We start from the raw sequence: 14,704 nt of genomic DNA on the forward strand, positions 1-14,704 counted from the left end.
AAGACAAAGAATTCATATTATTGTGGAACAATACGCTTATTCGTCAAAGGGTGTAGCCCTCACGATCGACATTAATGTGATCACAATTAAACAACCCTGTCAACACGGTGACAGAAAGTTTTCGCTACAAATCGCCAGCGAAACACCGAAAATATGGCTCTAAACTGCCATTATCGAGCGAATATCCCAGCCATTCACCCGTATGAATTGCGCTTGACGGCTGAATGAAAATGTGATCACTTTATTTCAAATCCGGCCCCTAACCTCCCAAATCGGGGCAATTGTTTGTAAGGTGTTATCTTGATGCAACAGATTGAGCATACCGGCTCCTATTATGCTGCAACCGCTAATGCGAGCCCAGAGCGTCCGCCGCTTTCCGGCGATATCGAGACCGACGTATGTGTCGTTGGTGCTGGCTTTACTGGCCTTGTCACGGGCCTGACCCTGGCCGAACGCGGATACAAGGTAGTGATTCTTGATGCGGCCCGCGTGGGCTGGGGTGCTTCCGGCCGTAACGGCGGGCAGATTATCAACGGCTTCAGCCGCGAGATTGACTATATCGAGGATACCGTCGGTCATGACGGGGCCATGGCGTTGGCCTCGCTCGCGCTCGAGGGCGGCAATGTGATCCGCGAACATACGGCCAAATATGGTATTCAGTGTGACCTCAAGCACGGCTCGGTGCTTGCGGCCTATACCGAAAAGCAGATGAAAGATATTGCTGAGACCATCGCGCTCTGGAAGCCACTTGGTCGCGGCGGGATCGATCTCCTCAGCAAGTCGGATATCCGCGAGCATGTCGGCACGGACAAATACGCTGGCGGCTGGCTTGACCATAATGGCGGCCATATCCACCCGCTCAACCTCGCGCTTGGTGAAGCAGCCGCGGCAGAAGCCGCTGGCGCCACCATTTACGAGCAAACCCGCGTCACGCGCGTGGACCATCAATCAGACAAACCGGTTGTGCACACGGAACGTGGTTCGGTCACGGCCCGATATGTTGTTCTGGCAGGCAATGCCTATCTCGGTAAAACCGTGAAGGAACTCTACCCCAAAATCCTGCCCGCCAGCACCCAGATCATCGTGACCGAACCGCTTTCTGACGCCATGGCAAAGGAAATCCTGCCAACCGACATGTGTGTGGAAGATGCCAACTATGTGCTCGATTACTTCCGCCTGACCGCTGACAAGCGGCTGCTGTTCGGTGGCGGCACGGTCTATGGCGGCGAAGATGTGGCTGACGTTGAAAAAGCCCTGCGCCCCAATATGGAAAAACTGTTCCCGGCCACCCGCGACCTGAAGGTCGATTTCGGCTGGCAAGGCAACATCGCGCTCACATGGTCGCGCCTGCCCCACGTCGGACGACTTGGCAAATCGACTTATTTTGCGCATGGTTATAGCGGGCACGGTGTCACGAGCTCGCACATGATGGGGCGGCTTGTAGGCGCTGCCGTGCATGGGGACGCCAGCCTGTTTGATGTGTTTGCCGGTATGCCGGCGCGCAGCTTCCCGGGCGGGCAAATGCTAAGCGTGCCGCTCAGCACCATCGGGTGCTGGTGGTATTCAATGCGGGACAAACTGGGTATCTGAACCCGGTGCGCCCGAGTGGGGGACACATAGTGCCATCGGACCGACGAATTCTGGGCCTGAAGCCTGAAACATTGTTTCAGGCGTTCAAGTACAGCATTTACACGCTGATCTTCATCAACTTTGTCTATTTCCTGCATGAAGAGTATCTGGCGCTTGCCGCCCGCTTCCCCGAGGGCATCGGCATTGAGCACGCTTTTGACGCCTTTTCCCAGTCCGCAGACTCCTTCGGCTGGCTTGTGTTACTTCTCATCTTTGAGCTACAAACCTATGTAATATCTGATGAAAAACTCAAAGGCGCCCTGAAGTGGACACTGAATATCCTGGCGGGGCTTTGCTACGTGCTGATCATTCAGGCGCTGAGGGGGTACATCAACCATATGGAGGTCATCTTTGACTTCGCGCCCTATGTCGCGGGGCCCGCATGTGACGCCATCGGCGCGGTTTCCAGCATCGCGCTCGACATCTATGAGTTCCCTGCGCTGACCGCCGAGAACTGCACCATGTTCGAGCTTGGGGAGACATTCCACAACCAGCACCTGAATGCGTTCACAAGTGCGGAACTGCTGCCTTACCTTGAAAGCCTTGCTGTGACTGACGTGGTCAACGCAGGCACGTGGGTGCTGATCGTGATTGTGCTGTGGATCGATATTTTCCTGCAGTTGCGCCGTGAACTGACAGAGCGCCTTTACAAATGGAACGGTGTCCTCAAAGGCATCCTGTATTTCACCCTGATCGCCTGCTGCAGCTACTGGGCTTGGCTCGGTGACTTCATGGGCTTCTGGGATGCGTTCCTGTGGATTGTTGCCTTCTTCTTCATCGAGATGAACCTCTTCAAGTGGCACGAAGCTGCGCCAGCCGATGAAGACGAAGAAGAATATGCCCGCGACGCGGCGGTTGAGCGCGCGGAAATCGAAGCCGAACAAGGCAGAAGGTAAAAATGAAACCTGTTGTAGCCATCATGTGTGACACCACCACCTACGGCCCGCACCGTTATCATCAGGCCGGCGACAAATATGTGCAGGCGCTTGTGCGCTGTGCCGATGTCACCCCTGTGCTGATCCCGGCGCTGGATGAGCCGATTGCAACCGACGCCATTCTGGGCCTCGCGGACGGCATTCTGTTCACGGGTGGGTACAGCAACATCCAGCGCCATCACTATGGCGATGCGCCAGCGCCAGCGGGCGAGCATGAGGACCCGAACCGGGACAAGAACACCCTGCCCCTTGTGCGTGCGGTACTTGATACTGGAATGCCCATGTTCGGCATCTGCCGGGGTTTGCAGGAGTTGAACGTATCGCTTGGCGGTACGCTCTATCCGCGTGTGCACGAGATTGAAGGCCGCATGGACCACCGGGAAAACAAGGATGACCCGGTTGAGGTACAGTATGGCCCGGCGCACAGCGTGACCGTGACCAAAGACGGCGTGCTTGAGGGCATCGTGGGTGAGCATGAGTTCATGGTCAACACGGTACATGGCCAGGCCATCCGCGACCTCGCCCCCGGCCTGAGGGTTGAGGCGGTTGCGCCAGATACAACAATTGAAGCGGTGTCGGTCGAAGGGGCGAAAAACTTCGCCCTCGCCGTTCAATGGCACCCGGAGTGGAAGGCGTGGGAAAACCCGCAGTCCACCAAACTGTTTCGCGCGTTCGGCGATGCCGTTCGCGCCTCAAAACGGGCTTGAGGCCCCAAACCAGAGAAGGACAGAGCCCAGTAATGGGCCTGCATTGGTGATCCATGTATGATGCAAATCGCATCGAGGAACTGGACAAATGGCTGAAGGCCGAAAACATCGATGATATCGAGTGCATGGTCGCGGACAACGCAGGCATCGCCCGCGGCAAGTCCATGCCCCGCACCAAATTCATTGACGGCCTGAAGACCCGCGGCCTGCGCCTCCCGGAAACCGTGTTTGGCATGACCATCACGGGGGATTATGCACTCAATGATTACCTGTCGGAGACCGAGCGCGATGTTGTGCTGCTGCCCGATCTTGACACCCTGTGCATGACGCCTTGGCAACCGGAACCGACGGCCGCGGTTATCTGTGACTGCGAGCTTGATAACGGTGACCCGGTCGCTTTCTCGCCGCGGCAGGTGCTCAAGCGCGTGCTCAAACTTTATGAAGCTGAAGGCTGGCAGCCCATCGTCGCGCCAGAGTTCGAGTTTTACTTGATTGACCGACAAGAAGACGTTGAATCTTCACCGATTTCTCCTGTTGGCATGTCAGGCCGCCGCGACTCCGGTTCGGCACCATACTCGATCGACAGCCTTGATGAATTTGCGCCCTATTTCGACGATGTCTATGACGCGTGCGAAGCCCAGCGCATCAATGTGGACGAGCTTATCCACGAAGCTGGCCCGGCCCAGTTTGAGTTCAACGTGGTGCACGGCCCGGCGCTCAATGTCGCCGACCAGTCGTTCCTCTTCAAACGTATCCTTCGCCAGATTGCCATCCGCCACAATATGTTCGCGACCTTCATGGCAAGTCCCTACCCGGACACCTATGGCAGCGCGATGCACCTGCACCAGTCGGTGGTAGACCTTGAGACCGGCAAGAACATCTTCTCCAATGAGGATGGCAGCCATTCCAAGCTGTTCCTGTCCCACATTGCGGGCCTGCAGACTTACATGCATGAGGCCATGCCGCTGATCGCACCGTTTGTGAACAGCTACCGCCGCTTCTCTCTCGCATGGTCTGCACCGACGAACACGCACTGGAGCCGGGAGAACCGCTCCGTCGGCCTGCGTGTGCCGGGCGGTGCGAAAGAAAGCCGCCGTATCGAGAACCGGGTATCGGGTTCCGACGTGAACCCCTATTTCGCCATCGCGGCGTCACTGGCGTGCGGTTATCTCGGCATGAAGGGCGAACTTGAGCCGTCGCCCGAGTTCCGGGGTTCCGCGTATGAAGCGCGTGGCCGGTCGCTGCCGAGCCACTTCCTTGAAGGCATCAAAAATATGCGCAACAGCACGGCGCTCAAGGAAATCCTCGGTGAAGGGTTTGTGGAAACCTATCTCGACGCCAAGACCATGGAATACGACAGCTATTCCTCCGTCCTGAGCCCGTGGGAAACAAAATACCTTCTACTGACAGTTTAAGAGAGGGCGGTGTAAGAAAAATGAACCAGATCTCCAACCAGACGAAATTCTGGCAGAGCCAGGATGCGGACCACCATTTGCATCCATTCACCGCCCATCCAACGCTCCGGGGGCGCGGCGTGCGCATGATCACGGGCGCCAAGGGCGTGTATCTGACCGATTCCGAAGGCCATAAGATACTGGACGGCATGGCCGGACTGTGGTGCACGCAAGTGGGGTACGGGAACGAAGAGATTGTGGAAGCGGCGACCAAAGCAATGCGGGAGCTTTCCTACTACAATCTCTTTTTCATGACCTCAAACCCCTATGCCACGGAACTGGCAGCCCGCGTGGCGGAGAAAACACCTGAGGGCATCTCGCAGGTACTCTTCGCCTGCTCCGGCTCCGAAGCGGTTGATAGCGCATACAAGCTGATAAAATACTACTGGAACCTCAAGGGCCAGCCCCAGCGCAAGCAGTTCATTGCGCGGGAGCGGGCCTACCACGGCTCCACCACCATCGCGGCGTCGCTGTCTGGCCTGACCGGCATGCATCCGCAATTTGACTTGCCGGTGCCCGGTATCCACCACATCGGCCCTACCCCACACTTCTACAAGTTTGGGGAGGACATGACAGAGGAAGAGTTCACCGACCGCTGCGTGCAGGCACTTGAGGACAAAATCCTTGAGCTCGGCCCTGAAAACGTTGCGGCCTTCGTGGGCGAACCTGTGATGGGTGCTGGTGGCATGATGCCGCCACCTGCCGGCTACTGGCCCTGCATCGAGGCTGTGTGCCGCAAATATGGTGTGCTCCTGTGGGCGGACGAGGTCATCACCGGCTGGGGCCGCACCGGTGAATGGTTCGGCAGCCAGTATTTTGGTATCACCCCGGATGTAATGACCATGGCCAAGGGCATGACATCAGGTTATCAGCCGCTGTCAGCCGTCGCGCTCGGCCATGACATCGCGGACGCGATTGCCAAAAGCGATGACGAGATGGTGCACGGCTTCACCTATTCCGGCCACCCGGTCGCCTGCGCCGTTGCGCTCAAGAATATCGAGATCATGGAGCGGGACGGCCTCGTGGGTGACGCCGCCAAACCGCGCATCGACTATTTCCAGAAACAATTGGCAACGCTGGCGGACCATCCGCTTGTCGGCCAGGTGCGCTCGATCGGCCTTCTGGGCGGGCTTGAGCTCGTGGAGGACAAGGACACGAAGAAATTCTTCGATCCCGATCTCGACGTTGGTTTCAAGTGCCGCGAACACTGTTTCAACACCGGCCTCATCATGCGCGCTGTTGGCGATGCCATGATCCTGTGCCCGCCGCTTGTCATCACCAATGACGAGATTGACGAGTTGGTCACCAAAGCTCGTCACGCGCTGGACCTCACCGCCAAACAGCTTGGCCGCATGTAAGGAGTTTATCATGACGGAAAAAAACCACGCCTATTGGCAGGCGCAAGCAAAAGCTGCGCCCATCCGCACCAAGGCGTTTATTGACGGTGAATGGCTCGACGCCGCCTCCGGCGAGACGTTCGAGACCACCAACCCCGCCACCGGCGACGTGATCGCCCGTGTCGCGAGCTGCGACACGGCAGATGTTGATAAAGCGGTCGCGTCCGCGCGCCGCGCCTTCCGTGAAAGCGGCTGGGCAGACCTGCACCCGACTAAACGCGGGCAGCTGATGGTTGCCTTCTCAGCCAAGGTGGCGGAACACGCGGATGAGCTTGCGGTGCTTGAAGTGATGGACATGGGCAAGCCTATCGGTGATGCAACAAGCATCGACATTCCGGCTGTTATCAACTGCCTGCGTTGGTACGGCGAAGCCGCGGACAAGGTGATGGACGAGATTGCTCCCACTGACGCAAGCTCCCTCGCCATGGTCACCCGCGAGCCTATCGGCGTTGTCGCGGCCGTGGTGCCGTGGAACTTCCCGCTCCTGATGGCGGCATGGAAGCTTGGCCCCGCGCTCGCAGCTGGTAACTCGGTGGTTCTGAAGCCTGCAGAACAGTCACCCCTTTCGGCTCTGCGCCTCGCGGAACTTGCTGTAGAGGCTGGCATCCCCAAGGGTGTATTCAACGTGGTGCCCGGCCTTGGCCACACCGCTGGCAAGGCCCTTGGCCTCCATATGGACGTTGACGGGCTCGCGTTCACCGGCTCCACACAGGTTGGCAAATATTTCATGGAGTATTCCGGCCAGTCGAACCTCAAACGCATCGCGCTTGAGTGTGGCGGCAAAAGCCCGCACATCATCATGGACGACTGCCCTGACCTTGATGCCGCAGCCCAAGCCGCCGCTGGTGCCATCTTCTTCAACCAAGGTGAAGTGTGCACCGCAGGCTCTCGCCTGCTTGTCGACAAAAAAATCAAGGACCAGTTCATCGCCAAGCTGCTTGAAGCTGCAAAAAACTGGGTGCCCGGCGATCCGCTCGACCCCAAAACCAACCTTGGCGCCATTGTCGACAAGGAACAGCACAGCCGCATCATGAAGTTCATCGAAACAGCGAAGGCCGAGGGCGGTGCCCTCAAGGCAGGCGGCTCAGTAGCACGAACAGAATCGGGCGGCTATTTCATCTCCCCCACCATCTTCGACGGCATTACTCCCGAGATGACCATCGCGCGGGAAGAAATATTCGGTCCAGTACTCGCGATCCTCGAATTTGATGGTGAGGACGAAGCCATCGAGATCGCCAACAACACCATCTATGGCCTCGCAGGCGCGGTCTGGAGCAAGGATATCAGCCGGGCGCACCGTATGGCGCGGGCCATTCAGGCCGGTACGGTCTGGGTCAACTGTTGGGACCCCACCGGTGATCTCTCGATCCCGTTCGGCGGCTACAAGCAGAGCGGTTTCGGGCGGGACAAATCACTGCATGCCCTCGATAAATATACCAACTTGAAAACCACGTGGGTTCAGCTATAGCAATTTAAAGGGCGCAGCATCAGGTCTGCGCCCTTTATTGATTGGTTCATAAGAAACCAAGTCTTGGGGAGTGATAAATATGGAAGCCACTGAGGCCGTTCAAACCACATTGACCCACAGCGGCGCGATCTCGCTGATCCCGACGCTCCTGGTCCTCATCATCGCGGTCTGGATCAAACGTCCGATCGAAGCCCTGCTCGCGGGGGCCATCGTTGGTGTCATCATGCTTAATGGTACGGGCGCGGTCGGCGCATTCGCCGACATTGCACTGCGTACCCTTCAGGATGATGATCTGGCATGGATCATCCTCGTCTGTGGCGGCATGGGTGCCTTGATCGGGCTTTTTGTCCGCACCGGCAGCCTGCATGCGTTCATGGACAAGGTGACAAGCGGCGTCAAAACCCGCTTCGGTGCCCTTATGGCCACGTGGCTCATGGGTGTCGCGCTTTTTGTGGACGATTACCTGAACTCGATCACCGTGGGTGCTGCCATGCGCCGCATCACCGACAGGTTCAAGATATCCCGCGAGATGCTGGCCTATGTCATCGACAGCACGGCTGCCCCTATCAGCGTGATCATCCCCATTTCCACTTGGGCTGTTTTCTTCGGCACCATCCTTGTTGATGTGGGGCTGGCGGAAGAAGGGCACGGCGTGATGGCCTATATCAGTGGCATCCCCTATATGCTCTACCCGTGGATTGCCGTGATCATGGTACCGCTGATCGCGGCAGGTAAAATCCCGCTCTTTGGCCCGATGAAGGCCGCCGAAGCACGCGCGGCAGCAGGCCACTGCATTCCACCGGGGGCAGAGCATATCCACAAGGCACACCTCGCGCTGCAGGAAAAACCAATGGTCCGGAAGAAGATTTCGCTCTTCCTCCTGCCCATGCTGGCGCTTGTCGGTCTCACGATCTATTTCGACCTGGAGTTCCTGCGCGCCACCATCGCCACACTGGCGCTGACAGTGTTTGCGGTACTGTCGCTCCGCATCCTCGATATGCATGACACCTTCGATACCCTTATCGAAGGCTTCAAGACGATGATCGAACCACTCGCTATCATCTTCTCGGCCTACATGCTGAAAGACGTGAACGGGGAACTGGGCCTGACGTCCTACATCCTTGAGCTGACGCAGCCCTTCATGACGGCGCAAACCCTTCCCTTCATTGTGTTTGGCGTGATGGGCCTGATTGCGTTTGCGACCGGCTCAAGCTGGGGCATGTTCGTGATTGCACTGCCGATCATCGCAGAGCTTGCCATCGCAACAGATGCCAACATCCCGCTTATTATCGGCGCCACACTCTCCGCTAGCACCTTTGGCAGCCATGCGTGTCTTTATGCGGATGCGACCGTGCTGACGGCGCAAAGTTGCGGCTGTACATCGATCCAGCACGCGCTGACACAGCTGCCGTTTGCTATACTGGCGGCGCTTATATCCTTGATTGGCTTCGCCATTCTTGCGTAAGAAGGAGAGTATGAGCAAAAACGACATCAATTTTGACAAGCTCGCGCGGGTAACAGGTGAAACCGCCCAGGAATGGGTTTACCGCGCGCTACGCTTCGCTGTGATGTCCGGCCAGGTCCAGCCTGGCCGTGCGCTCACCATCCGCGGTATAGCAGAAATGCTGAATGTCTCCGCCATGCCGGTGCGGGAGGCGCTGAGACGCCTCACCTCCGAGGGCGCGCTTGAGCTCAAATCCAACCGCCGCATCATGGTGCCGGACCTGTCTCCCGCGAGCCTTGCTGAACTTCTGGAACTGCGTATCCTTCTTGAAGTCCACGCCGCTGAACGCGCCCTGCCCTATGTCACGCCTGACAAGCTTAGGGAGCTAAACCAGCTCAATGACGAGCAGAACCGAGCGTTTGAGGACCCGCAGCCTGAAGGCATTATCATCGGCAACCAGGCCTTCCACCGCGCGCTTTATACCGCGCACCCGCATCCTGTCAGCATGCCTATGATTGAACGGATATGGCTGCAGCTCGGGCCTTTGCACCGCCTTGCGCTCGCGAACCTTGAGACGCACTATGTGACTGACCGTCACGTGGAAATCATGCAGGCGATTGAGACCCGCAACCCGTTTGGCCTCAAGGCCGCGATTGAAGCAGATATCCGTGACGGGGCGGGCTACATGACCCAGACCGAGCTCCTGGAGCGTTACACGCGTGCAGAGGCTGGCAATCTTGCGCTGCCGGGCAAGGAATATATGAAACGGCTGGTCAAGAAGTAGCGCAGTCCGCTATTCCACCGGAAAATCGAAATAAGTATCTGGATACGGTTCATCTTTGAGGGTGAAGTGCCACCACTCAGCCTCATAGGGCTGGAAGCCATGGTCGACCATCAGGGAGCGCAGCAGCGTACGGTTCGCGCGCTGCTGCATGTTCACGTCCATGGAAAGTGCGTGCGAAATAGGGCCAAAATAGTCCCACGGGCTACCCATATCGAGCTCAAGGAGCCGCCCGTCCTCGGTATAGGCCGCAATCGTGAGGTCAATGGTTGAACCGCGGCTATGGCCGGATTTGCGCGCGATATAGCCTTGAGGCACCAGATCGTCCTTGCTGACCTCAGGGTAATACTGAGCTTTGCCAGCTGTATCACCGGCGTCTTCTGTCCATTCCATGAAGTTATCAACGGCGCGCTGCGGGCGGTAGGCGTCAAAGACCTTCAATGTCAGGCCACAGTCACTCAAGCGTTTCTGGATTGTTCGCAACTTCTCGGCAGCTTCACGGCTCATGAAGGCTTTGGCGGCATTGTAGCCCCGCACAGGCCGGCCCATGAAATTCTCATGCCCCGCATAGCGCGTTTCAATCACGATACCCGGGATAAACTCCGCAAGGTCAACAAAGCCCTCATGCGCTGGCGCCGCGTTCGCTCCCTGTGTTGCCATCATCATGAAAACCCCCACTAGTGCGCGCCGCATCTGTTGCCCCCTAAAATAACCACACCACTCCCGCAAAGGCACGTGCCTGCGCCCTGCTCTCGCGGGCGAACGGACTATCGAACGCACTGTCTTTCAGTTTCGAGAACCGGACACTACCCTTGAGCAGCCAATTCTTAGCAAGCCTTTGCTCCAGAGACAATTCCGCATGCATTTCATAGGCACCGCCCTTGGGCTTATAGGCTGCATAGCTGTCATGCCCTGACGCCACACCAAAATAAGTCTGCATATAGTCGTCTGACGCGAAGCTGATGCCGATCAAGGGTACCAGCTTGAAGCTGGAATTCAGCTCAAACAGGTAGCCACCTTCAATCTCGAGACTCATGCCGTCATGCGCACCGCTGACGCCCCAATATGCCTCCGCACTTAAGAAAAGCTTATAGAGCGATGTGCCCGCAAACACCCCAAGTTCGACCGTATCGCCCACGTCGTCGGCGTCAGCCACATTGTCATGAATGAGATCATCGCGCCTGCCACCATGCAGGCGTGCAATAACACCCGCCCGCAGGAAACGGCGGCTCGTGAGTACAGCGCCTATCTTGTTGTTCTCAAGGAAGAAAGTATCTTTGTACGTGATCCGTACATCGGTTCGCAGGTTAAACTCATGGGCGCCCGAGCCTAAAAATTCCGGGCTGATATTCATGCCAACGCCCAGTTGCCCAACCCAGTTGTCCCGTCTGCGCTCGTCATCGACGGGAACCGATTCAATATAAACCGGCTGCCCACTACGGGTCATGTCAACTTCCTGCGCGAGCACCGGTGCACCCACACTCAGGAAACTGACAAATAGGAGGATATTTCGCGTCAGGGCGCAGCCCACTGCTGTGTTCCTGTCTGGCTATCACGTGGCATGATTTTATAGGTCACTTCGTAGCCAAGATGATCCGAAAGCGGGCGTCCATCAAGCTTTTCGCTGAAATTCCGTTCAATATGCGTCGCGACAATGCTGTAACCCGCTGTATCGCGGAAAAACTGCTTGTCGTTGGTGTTATAAAGCACAGTTTCGCGCACTGTTTCTGCTCCCAAACGGCAGCTACGACCTGGCGTCAAACAATCCTCAGCCGCATCCACCAGCGGCAGGGCGCTGCGGAAATACTGATAGCGTTCAGACTGTTTGGTATTGAAGTCACCACCAACGATCACGGGCGCATTCACACATAGTTTGTCCATGAACCAAGCCAAGGTGTCGGTTTGCTTCTGGTGCGCGCGGAGTACATGTTTTGACGGCGCTTTGGCCGAACTCCGTGAATTGAAGTGGGAGTTGATGATATCGAGCGGCGTATTCAGGCCCGGCACCTCAACACGTGCCAGCAGAATTGCCTTGTTGGAGAGGCAGTCAATGCCTGCGCACATGTCGCTATCAAACGCTTTGTGCTGCGCTTCAACGATGGGATAGTCAGACAGGATATAAAGACCACTGCCGGTAAATTTCTGAGGGTCCTTGAAACTCATGTAGTTTTTGCGCGTCTGTAGCGCCCAGTGTACTTGGCCTTTTTCCGACCGAGCCTTGCGTCCCGGGCCTTTCAGCACATAGCCGTAACCGGTTGTTTCCGCGATCAGGCTGGCCTCGCTATCGAAAGCTTCCTGCAGCAGGACAATGGCAGGCTGGTTGCCAGCCTCACGCCGCTCCCGCAGAATCTGTGCAATACGCTCAAAAAGCGGTGTCTTGTTGGATTTGATAGGGGACGGCAATCCTTGGATATTATAGGAAAGCACATTGAGGAGAATGGCTTTCGCACCCTGCGCGCTTGGCCGGGTTTCGTCCTGCGCTTCTGATGCCTGAGGCCTCACAACATCAGGAATATCCCCTGCCCGCGCGGCGCCACTTGCGGCCAGAACAGCCAAAAGACTGCCTGCGCTCAATACTGTGCGAAAAAGTCGTCTGTGCATCGCGTGTCCCCTTACCCTCCTTCCTTATGACGGCGATCTGTGAGGGTAATATGACAGCTAATTGTCAAAAAAGAGACAACATCGATGCATTTATGACAGATTTTTCGCACATCCGGACTTGAAGCCTGTTCACGCATCGCGGGCGGGCCTCAGCGCGGGAAAAATGTGCTTAAAAACAAAAAGCCCCGCAACAGATGCGGGGCGCTTTTGCCAGTGATGGTGATCCCTACGGGACTCGAACCCGTGTTTTCGCCGTGAAAGGGCGACGTCCTAGACCGCTAGACGAAGGGACCAATCGATCACTCGAATGGTCGTTTGGAGATGGTGATCCCTACGGGACTCGAACCCGTGTTTTCGCCGTGAAAGGGCGACGTCCTAGACCGCTAGACGAAGGGACCAGATATCAATCTCCGAAGCGACGGGGGCCTAGATACCGGGGCACAGCAGCCCGGTCAACACCTTTTTGCATTTTTCTTACGGTGCCCCGATAAGGGATACATCCTCAAGGGTCATTTCGACCTTCCCCGCCCCAGCCCAGGTATCTTTCTTGAGCTTTCCTGCGATGTGGAAGCGCCTACCAATGCCGGTGCGCAACAGCTGTCCCAAGGCTTCATCCCACTGCCGGAAGGCCATTGCCTTGATGGATTTGCCGTCCTTCGATTTGAAAATGCAGCGCAGATGATTCTGCCCCACAAGGTCAGCCTTCAGGAGATCCACTTCGGGAATGACAAAATTGGGCGTCGGGTTGCCTGCACCGAAGGGGCCAACGGCATCAATCTGGTCGACAAGGTCAGCCGTCGCGCCCGAAAGCGAGACAACGCCGTCCACCTTCAAGGCCCTGCGTTCAAACGCCTTTTCGACCGGTGCTCGCATGAGCGAACGCAGGAATTCGGTAAATTCCTCGATGCGGTCCGGTGCCATCGTCAAGCCCGCGGCCATCGCGTGGCCGCCGCCCTTGATAATCAGCCCACGCTGCGCGGCTTCAATCACCGCCGCCCCCATATCCACTCCGCTGATCGAGCGGCCCGAGCCCTTGGCTTCACCGCCATCAATCGCCATCACAAAGGTAGGCAAACCGTATTTATCTTTCAGCCGCGAGGCAACGATACCGATAACACCGGCGTGCCAGCCTTCGCCCGCTGCCACCACCACGGTGTCTGGGCTGCCTGCGGCACCCACCGCGGCCTCTACCTGTTCCATCGCGGCAGTCAGCACCTCGGCCTCGATGGCACGGCGCTCCTCGTTATAACGGTCGAGCTTCTCGGCGATCTGACGTGCTTCCATGGGGTCATTGCTCGTGAGGAGTTGGGCGCCAAGGTAACTCTCCCCCACACGCCCACCCGCATTCACCCGCGGCCCCAGCACGAAACCCGCGTGATAACAGGTAGGATGCTCTGACACCCGGCCAACGTCCGCAAGCGCGGTAAGCCCGGCATTGTGCCGTTGTGCCATAACCTTGAGGCCCTGGGCCACCAGCGCACGGTTCACGCCCACAAGCGGTACCACGTCACACACCGTACCGAGAGCAACAATGTCGAGAAGCGCGAGCAAGTTCGGCTCCCGCACATCACCTTTAAAGTAACCCGCGTCACGAAGCGCACGATTGAGAGCCACAGCAAGCATGAAGGCCACGCCAACAGCCGCAAGCTGGCCAAGGTCGCTTTCGTCATCAAGACGGTTCGGGTTCACCACTGCAACTGCTTCCGGCAGCGCGGGTTCTGCCTTGTGGTGGTCAACCACGATCACATCAAGGCCTGCGTCCTTCGCTGCTTTCAAGGGTTCGAACGAAAGCGTGCCGCAGTCCACCGTGATAACGAGGTCAACCCCTGCCCCGCGCAAGCCCAGGAGCGCTGGGGTATTCGGGCCATAGCCCTCCACCATGCGGTCCGGAATATAGATGCGCACTTTGGCGCCAAGGGCGGTCAGATAGCGGTACAGCACCGCGCTTGAGGTGGCCCCGTCAACGTCATAGTCGCCAAAGATGGCGATCTCTTCCTGTGCATCAAGTGCGCGGGCTATGCGCGAAACCGCTTTGTCCATATCAAGGATGATGGACGGGTCAGGCAGGCTTTTCTTGAGTGATGGGCTAAAGAAGGATGCGGCATCCTCAACGCCGATGCCGCGGCCCGCAATCAACTGCCCCACGACCATGGGTACACCAAGCCGCTCGGCAATGGCTTCGGCAATACGTGGCACGCCACCCCGCATGACCCATGCCTGCCCCAAAGCAGAGCGGCGGACCCCGAGAAGAGGTTCCGCCGCCAGCGTATTTTCAGCCATATGGTTCA

At 57.6% G+C, this 14,704-nt stretch carries 12 protein-coding genes and 2 tRNA genes; 8 read left to right on the plus strand and 6 right to left on the minus strand.

Going from position 1 to position 14,704, the window contains the following annotated elements:
* The first annotated feature begins 303 nt into the window (after positions 1-303).
* The 8 genes from B150_RS0116570 to B150_RS0116605 all read left to right on the plus strand — a co-directional run bounded on the left by B150_RS0116570 (position 304) and on the right by B150_RS0116605 (position 9,818).
* Positions 304-1,590: an NAD(P)/FAD-dependent oxidoreductase gene (locus tag B150_RS0116570; protein WP_020401070.1), complete on the plus strand. Its 1,287-nt coding sequence runs from the start codon at positions 304-306 to the stop codon at positions 1,588-1,590.
* Positions 1,591-1,619: 29 nt separating this feature from the next.
* The gene (locus tag B150_RS21610) at positions 1,620-2,525 is read left to right on the plus strand and encodes a hypothetical protein (RefSeq protein ID WP_025896065.1); all 906 of its coding nucleotides are present in this window, start codon (positions 1,620-1,622) and stop codon (positions 2,523-2,525) included.
* 2 nt (positions 2,526-2,527) lie between these two features.
* The gene (locus B150_RS0116580) at positions 2,528-3,271 is read left to right on the plus strand and encodes a gamma-glutamyl-gamma-aminobutyrate hydrolase family protein (RefSeq protein ID WP_020401072.1); all 744 of its coding nucleotides are present in this window, start codon (positions 2,528-2,530) and stop codon (positions 3,269-3,271) included.
* A gap of 53 nt (positions 3,272-3,324) precedes the next feature.
* Positions 3,325-4,686: a glutamine synthetase family protein gene (locus tag B150_RS0116585; RefSeq protein ID WP_020401073.1), complete on the plus strand. Its 1,362-nt coding sequence runs from the start codon at positions 3,325-3,327 to the stop codon at positions 4,684-4,686.
* Positions 4,687-4,706: 20 nt separating this feature from the next.
* Positions 4,707-6,083, plus strand: a complete 1,377-nt coding sequence (locus B150_RS0116590) for an aminotransferase (protein ID WP_020401074.1) — start codon at positions 4,707-4,709, stop codon at positions 6,081-6,083.
* Positions 6,084-6,093: 10 nt separating this feature from the next.
* Positions 6,094-7,590 carry an aldehyde dehydrogenase gene (locus tag B150_RS0116595; RefSeq protein WP_020401075.1) on the plus strand — a complete coding sequence of 499 codons (1,497 nt, stop codon included), beginning with the start codon at positions 6,094-6,096 and terminating at the stop codon, positions 7,588-7,590.
* 79 nt (positions 7,591-7,669) lie between these two features.
* A complete protein-coding gene (locus tag B150_RS0116600; RefSeq protein WP_020401076.1) occupies positions 7,670-9,055 on the plus strand; it encodes a Na+/H+ antiporter NhaC family protein in 1,386 nt (461 codons plus the stop codon).
* A 10-nt stretch (positions 9,056-9,065) separates the two neighbouring features.
* A complete protein-coding gene (locus tag B150_RS0116605; protein ID WP_020401077.1) occupies positions 9,066-9,818 on the plus strand; it encodes a GntR family transcriptional regulator in 753 nt (250 codons plus the stop codon).
* A gap of 9 nt (positions 9,819-9,827) precedes the next feature.
* Here the strand turns inward: B150_RS0116605 and B150_RS0116610 are convergent, their stop codons facing one another.
* The 6 genes from B150_RS0116610 to recJ form a co-directional block, all read right to left on the minus strand.
* Positions 9,828-10,508 carry a M15 family metallopeptidase gene (locus tag B150_RS0116610; RefSeq protein ID WP_020401078.1) on the minus strand — a complete coding sequence of 227 codons (681 nt, stop codon included), beginning with the start codon at positions 10,506-10,508 and terminating at the stop codon, positions 9,828-9,830.
* 10 nt (positions 10,509-10,518) lie between these two features.
* The gene (locus B150_RS0116615; RefSeq protein WP_020401079.1) at positions 10,519-11,346 is read right to left on the minus strand and encodes a MipA/OmpV family protein; all 828 of its coding nucleotides are present in this window, start codon (positions 11,344-11,346) and stop codon (positions 10,519-10,521) included.
* A complete protein-coding gene (locus tag B150_RS22680) occupies positions 11,331-12,416 on the minus strand; it encodes an endonuclease/exonuclease/phosphatase family protein (RefSeq protein WP_081611512.1) in 1,086 nt (361 codons plus the stop codon). Before B150_RS22680 ends, B150_RS0116615 begins: the two co-directional genes overlap by 16 nt.
* Positions 12,417-12,633: 217 nt before the next feature.
* Positions 12,634-12,709 (minus strand) — tRNA-Glu (locus tag B150_RS0116625).
* Between the two features lie 29 nt (positions 12,710-12,738).
* A tRNA-Glu gene (locus B150_RS0116630) sits at positions 12,739-12,814 on the minus strand.
* Between the two features lie 76 nt (positions 12,815-12,890).
* The gene (gene recJ, locus B150_RS0116635; RefSeq protein ID WP_020401081.1) at positions 12,891-14,696 is read right to left on the minus strand and encodes a single-stranded-DNA-specific exonuclease RecJ; all 1,806 of its coding nucleotides are present in this window, start codon (positions 14,694-14,696) and stop codon (positions 12,891-12,893) included.
* Positions 14,697-14,704: the final 8 nt, after the last annotated feature.

The organism is Kordiimonas gwangyangensis DSM 19435 = JCM 12864 (assembly GCF_000375545.1).
Taxonomy (GTDB): Bacteria; Pseudomonadota; Alphaproteobacteria; order Sphingomonadales; family Kordiimonadaceae; genus Kordiimonas; species Kordiimonas gwangyangensis.

Coding starts and splice junctions, on each gene's coding strand:
- B150_RS0116605 (WP_020401077.1), top strand. CDS start 9,066: ATGAGCAAAAACGACATCAATTTTGACAAGCTCGCGCGGGTAACAGGT.
- B150_RS0116570 (WP_020401070.1), top strand. CDS start 304: ATGCAACAGATTGAGCATACCGGCTCCTATTATGCTGCAACCGCTAAT.
- B150_RS0116585 (WP_020401073.1), top strand. CDS start 3,325: ATGTATGATGCAAATCGCATCGAGGAACTGGACAAATGGCTGAAGGCC.
- B150_RS0116595 (WP_020401075.1), top strand. CDS start 6,094: ATGACGGAAAAAAACCACGCCTATTGGCAGGCGCAAGCAAAAGCTGCG.
- B150_RS0116590 (WP_020401074.1), top strand. CDS start 4,707: ATGAACCAGATCTCCAACCAGACGAAATTCTGGCAGAGCCAGGATGCG.
- B150_RS0116610 (WP_020401078.1), bottom strand. CDS start 10,508: ATGCGGCGCGCACTAGTGGGGGTTTTCATGATGATGGCAACACAGGGA.
- recJ (WP_020401081.1), bottom strand. CDS start 14,696: ATGGCTGAAAATACGCTGGCGGCGGAACCTCTTCTCGGGGTCCGCCGC.
- B150_RS0116580 (WP_020401072.1), top strand. CDS start 2,528: ATGAAACCTGTTGTAGCCATCATGTGTGACACCACCACCTACGGCCCG.
- B150_RS0116600 (WP_020401076.1), top strand. CDS start 7,670: ATGGAAGCCACTGAGGCCGTTCAAACCACATTGACCCACAGCGGCGCG.
- B150_RS22680 (WP_081611512.1), bottom strand. CDS start 12,416: ATGCACAGACGACTTTTTCGCACAGTATTGAGCGCAGGCAGTCTTTTG.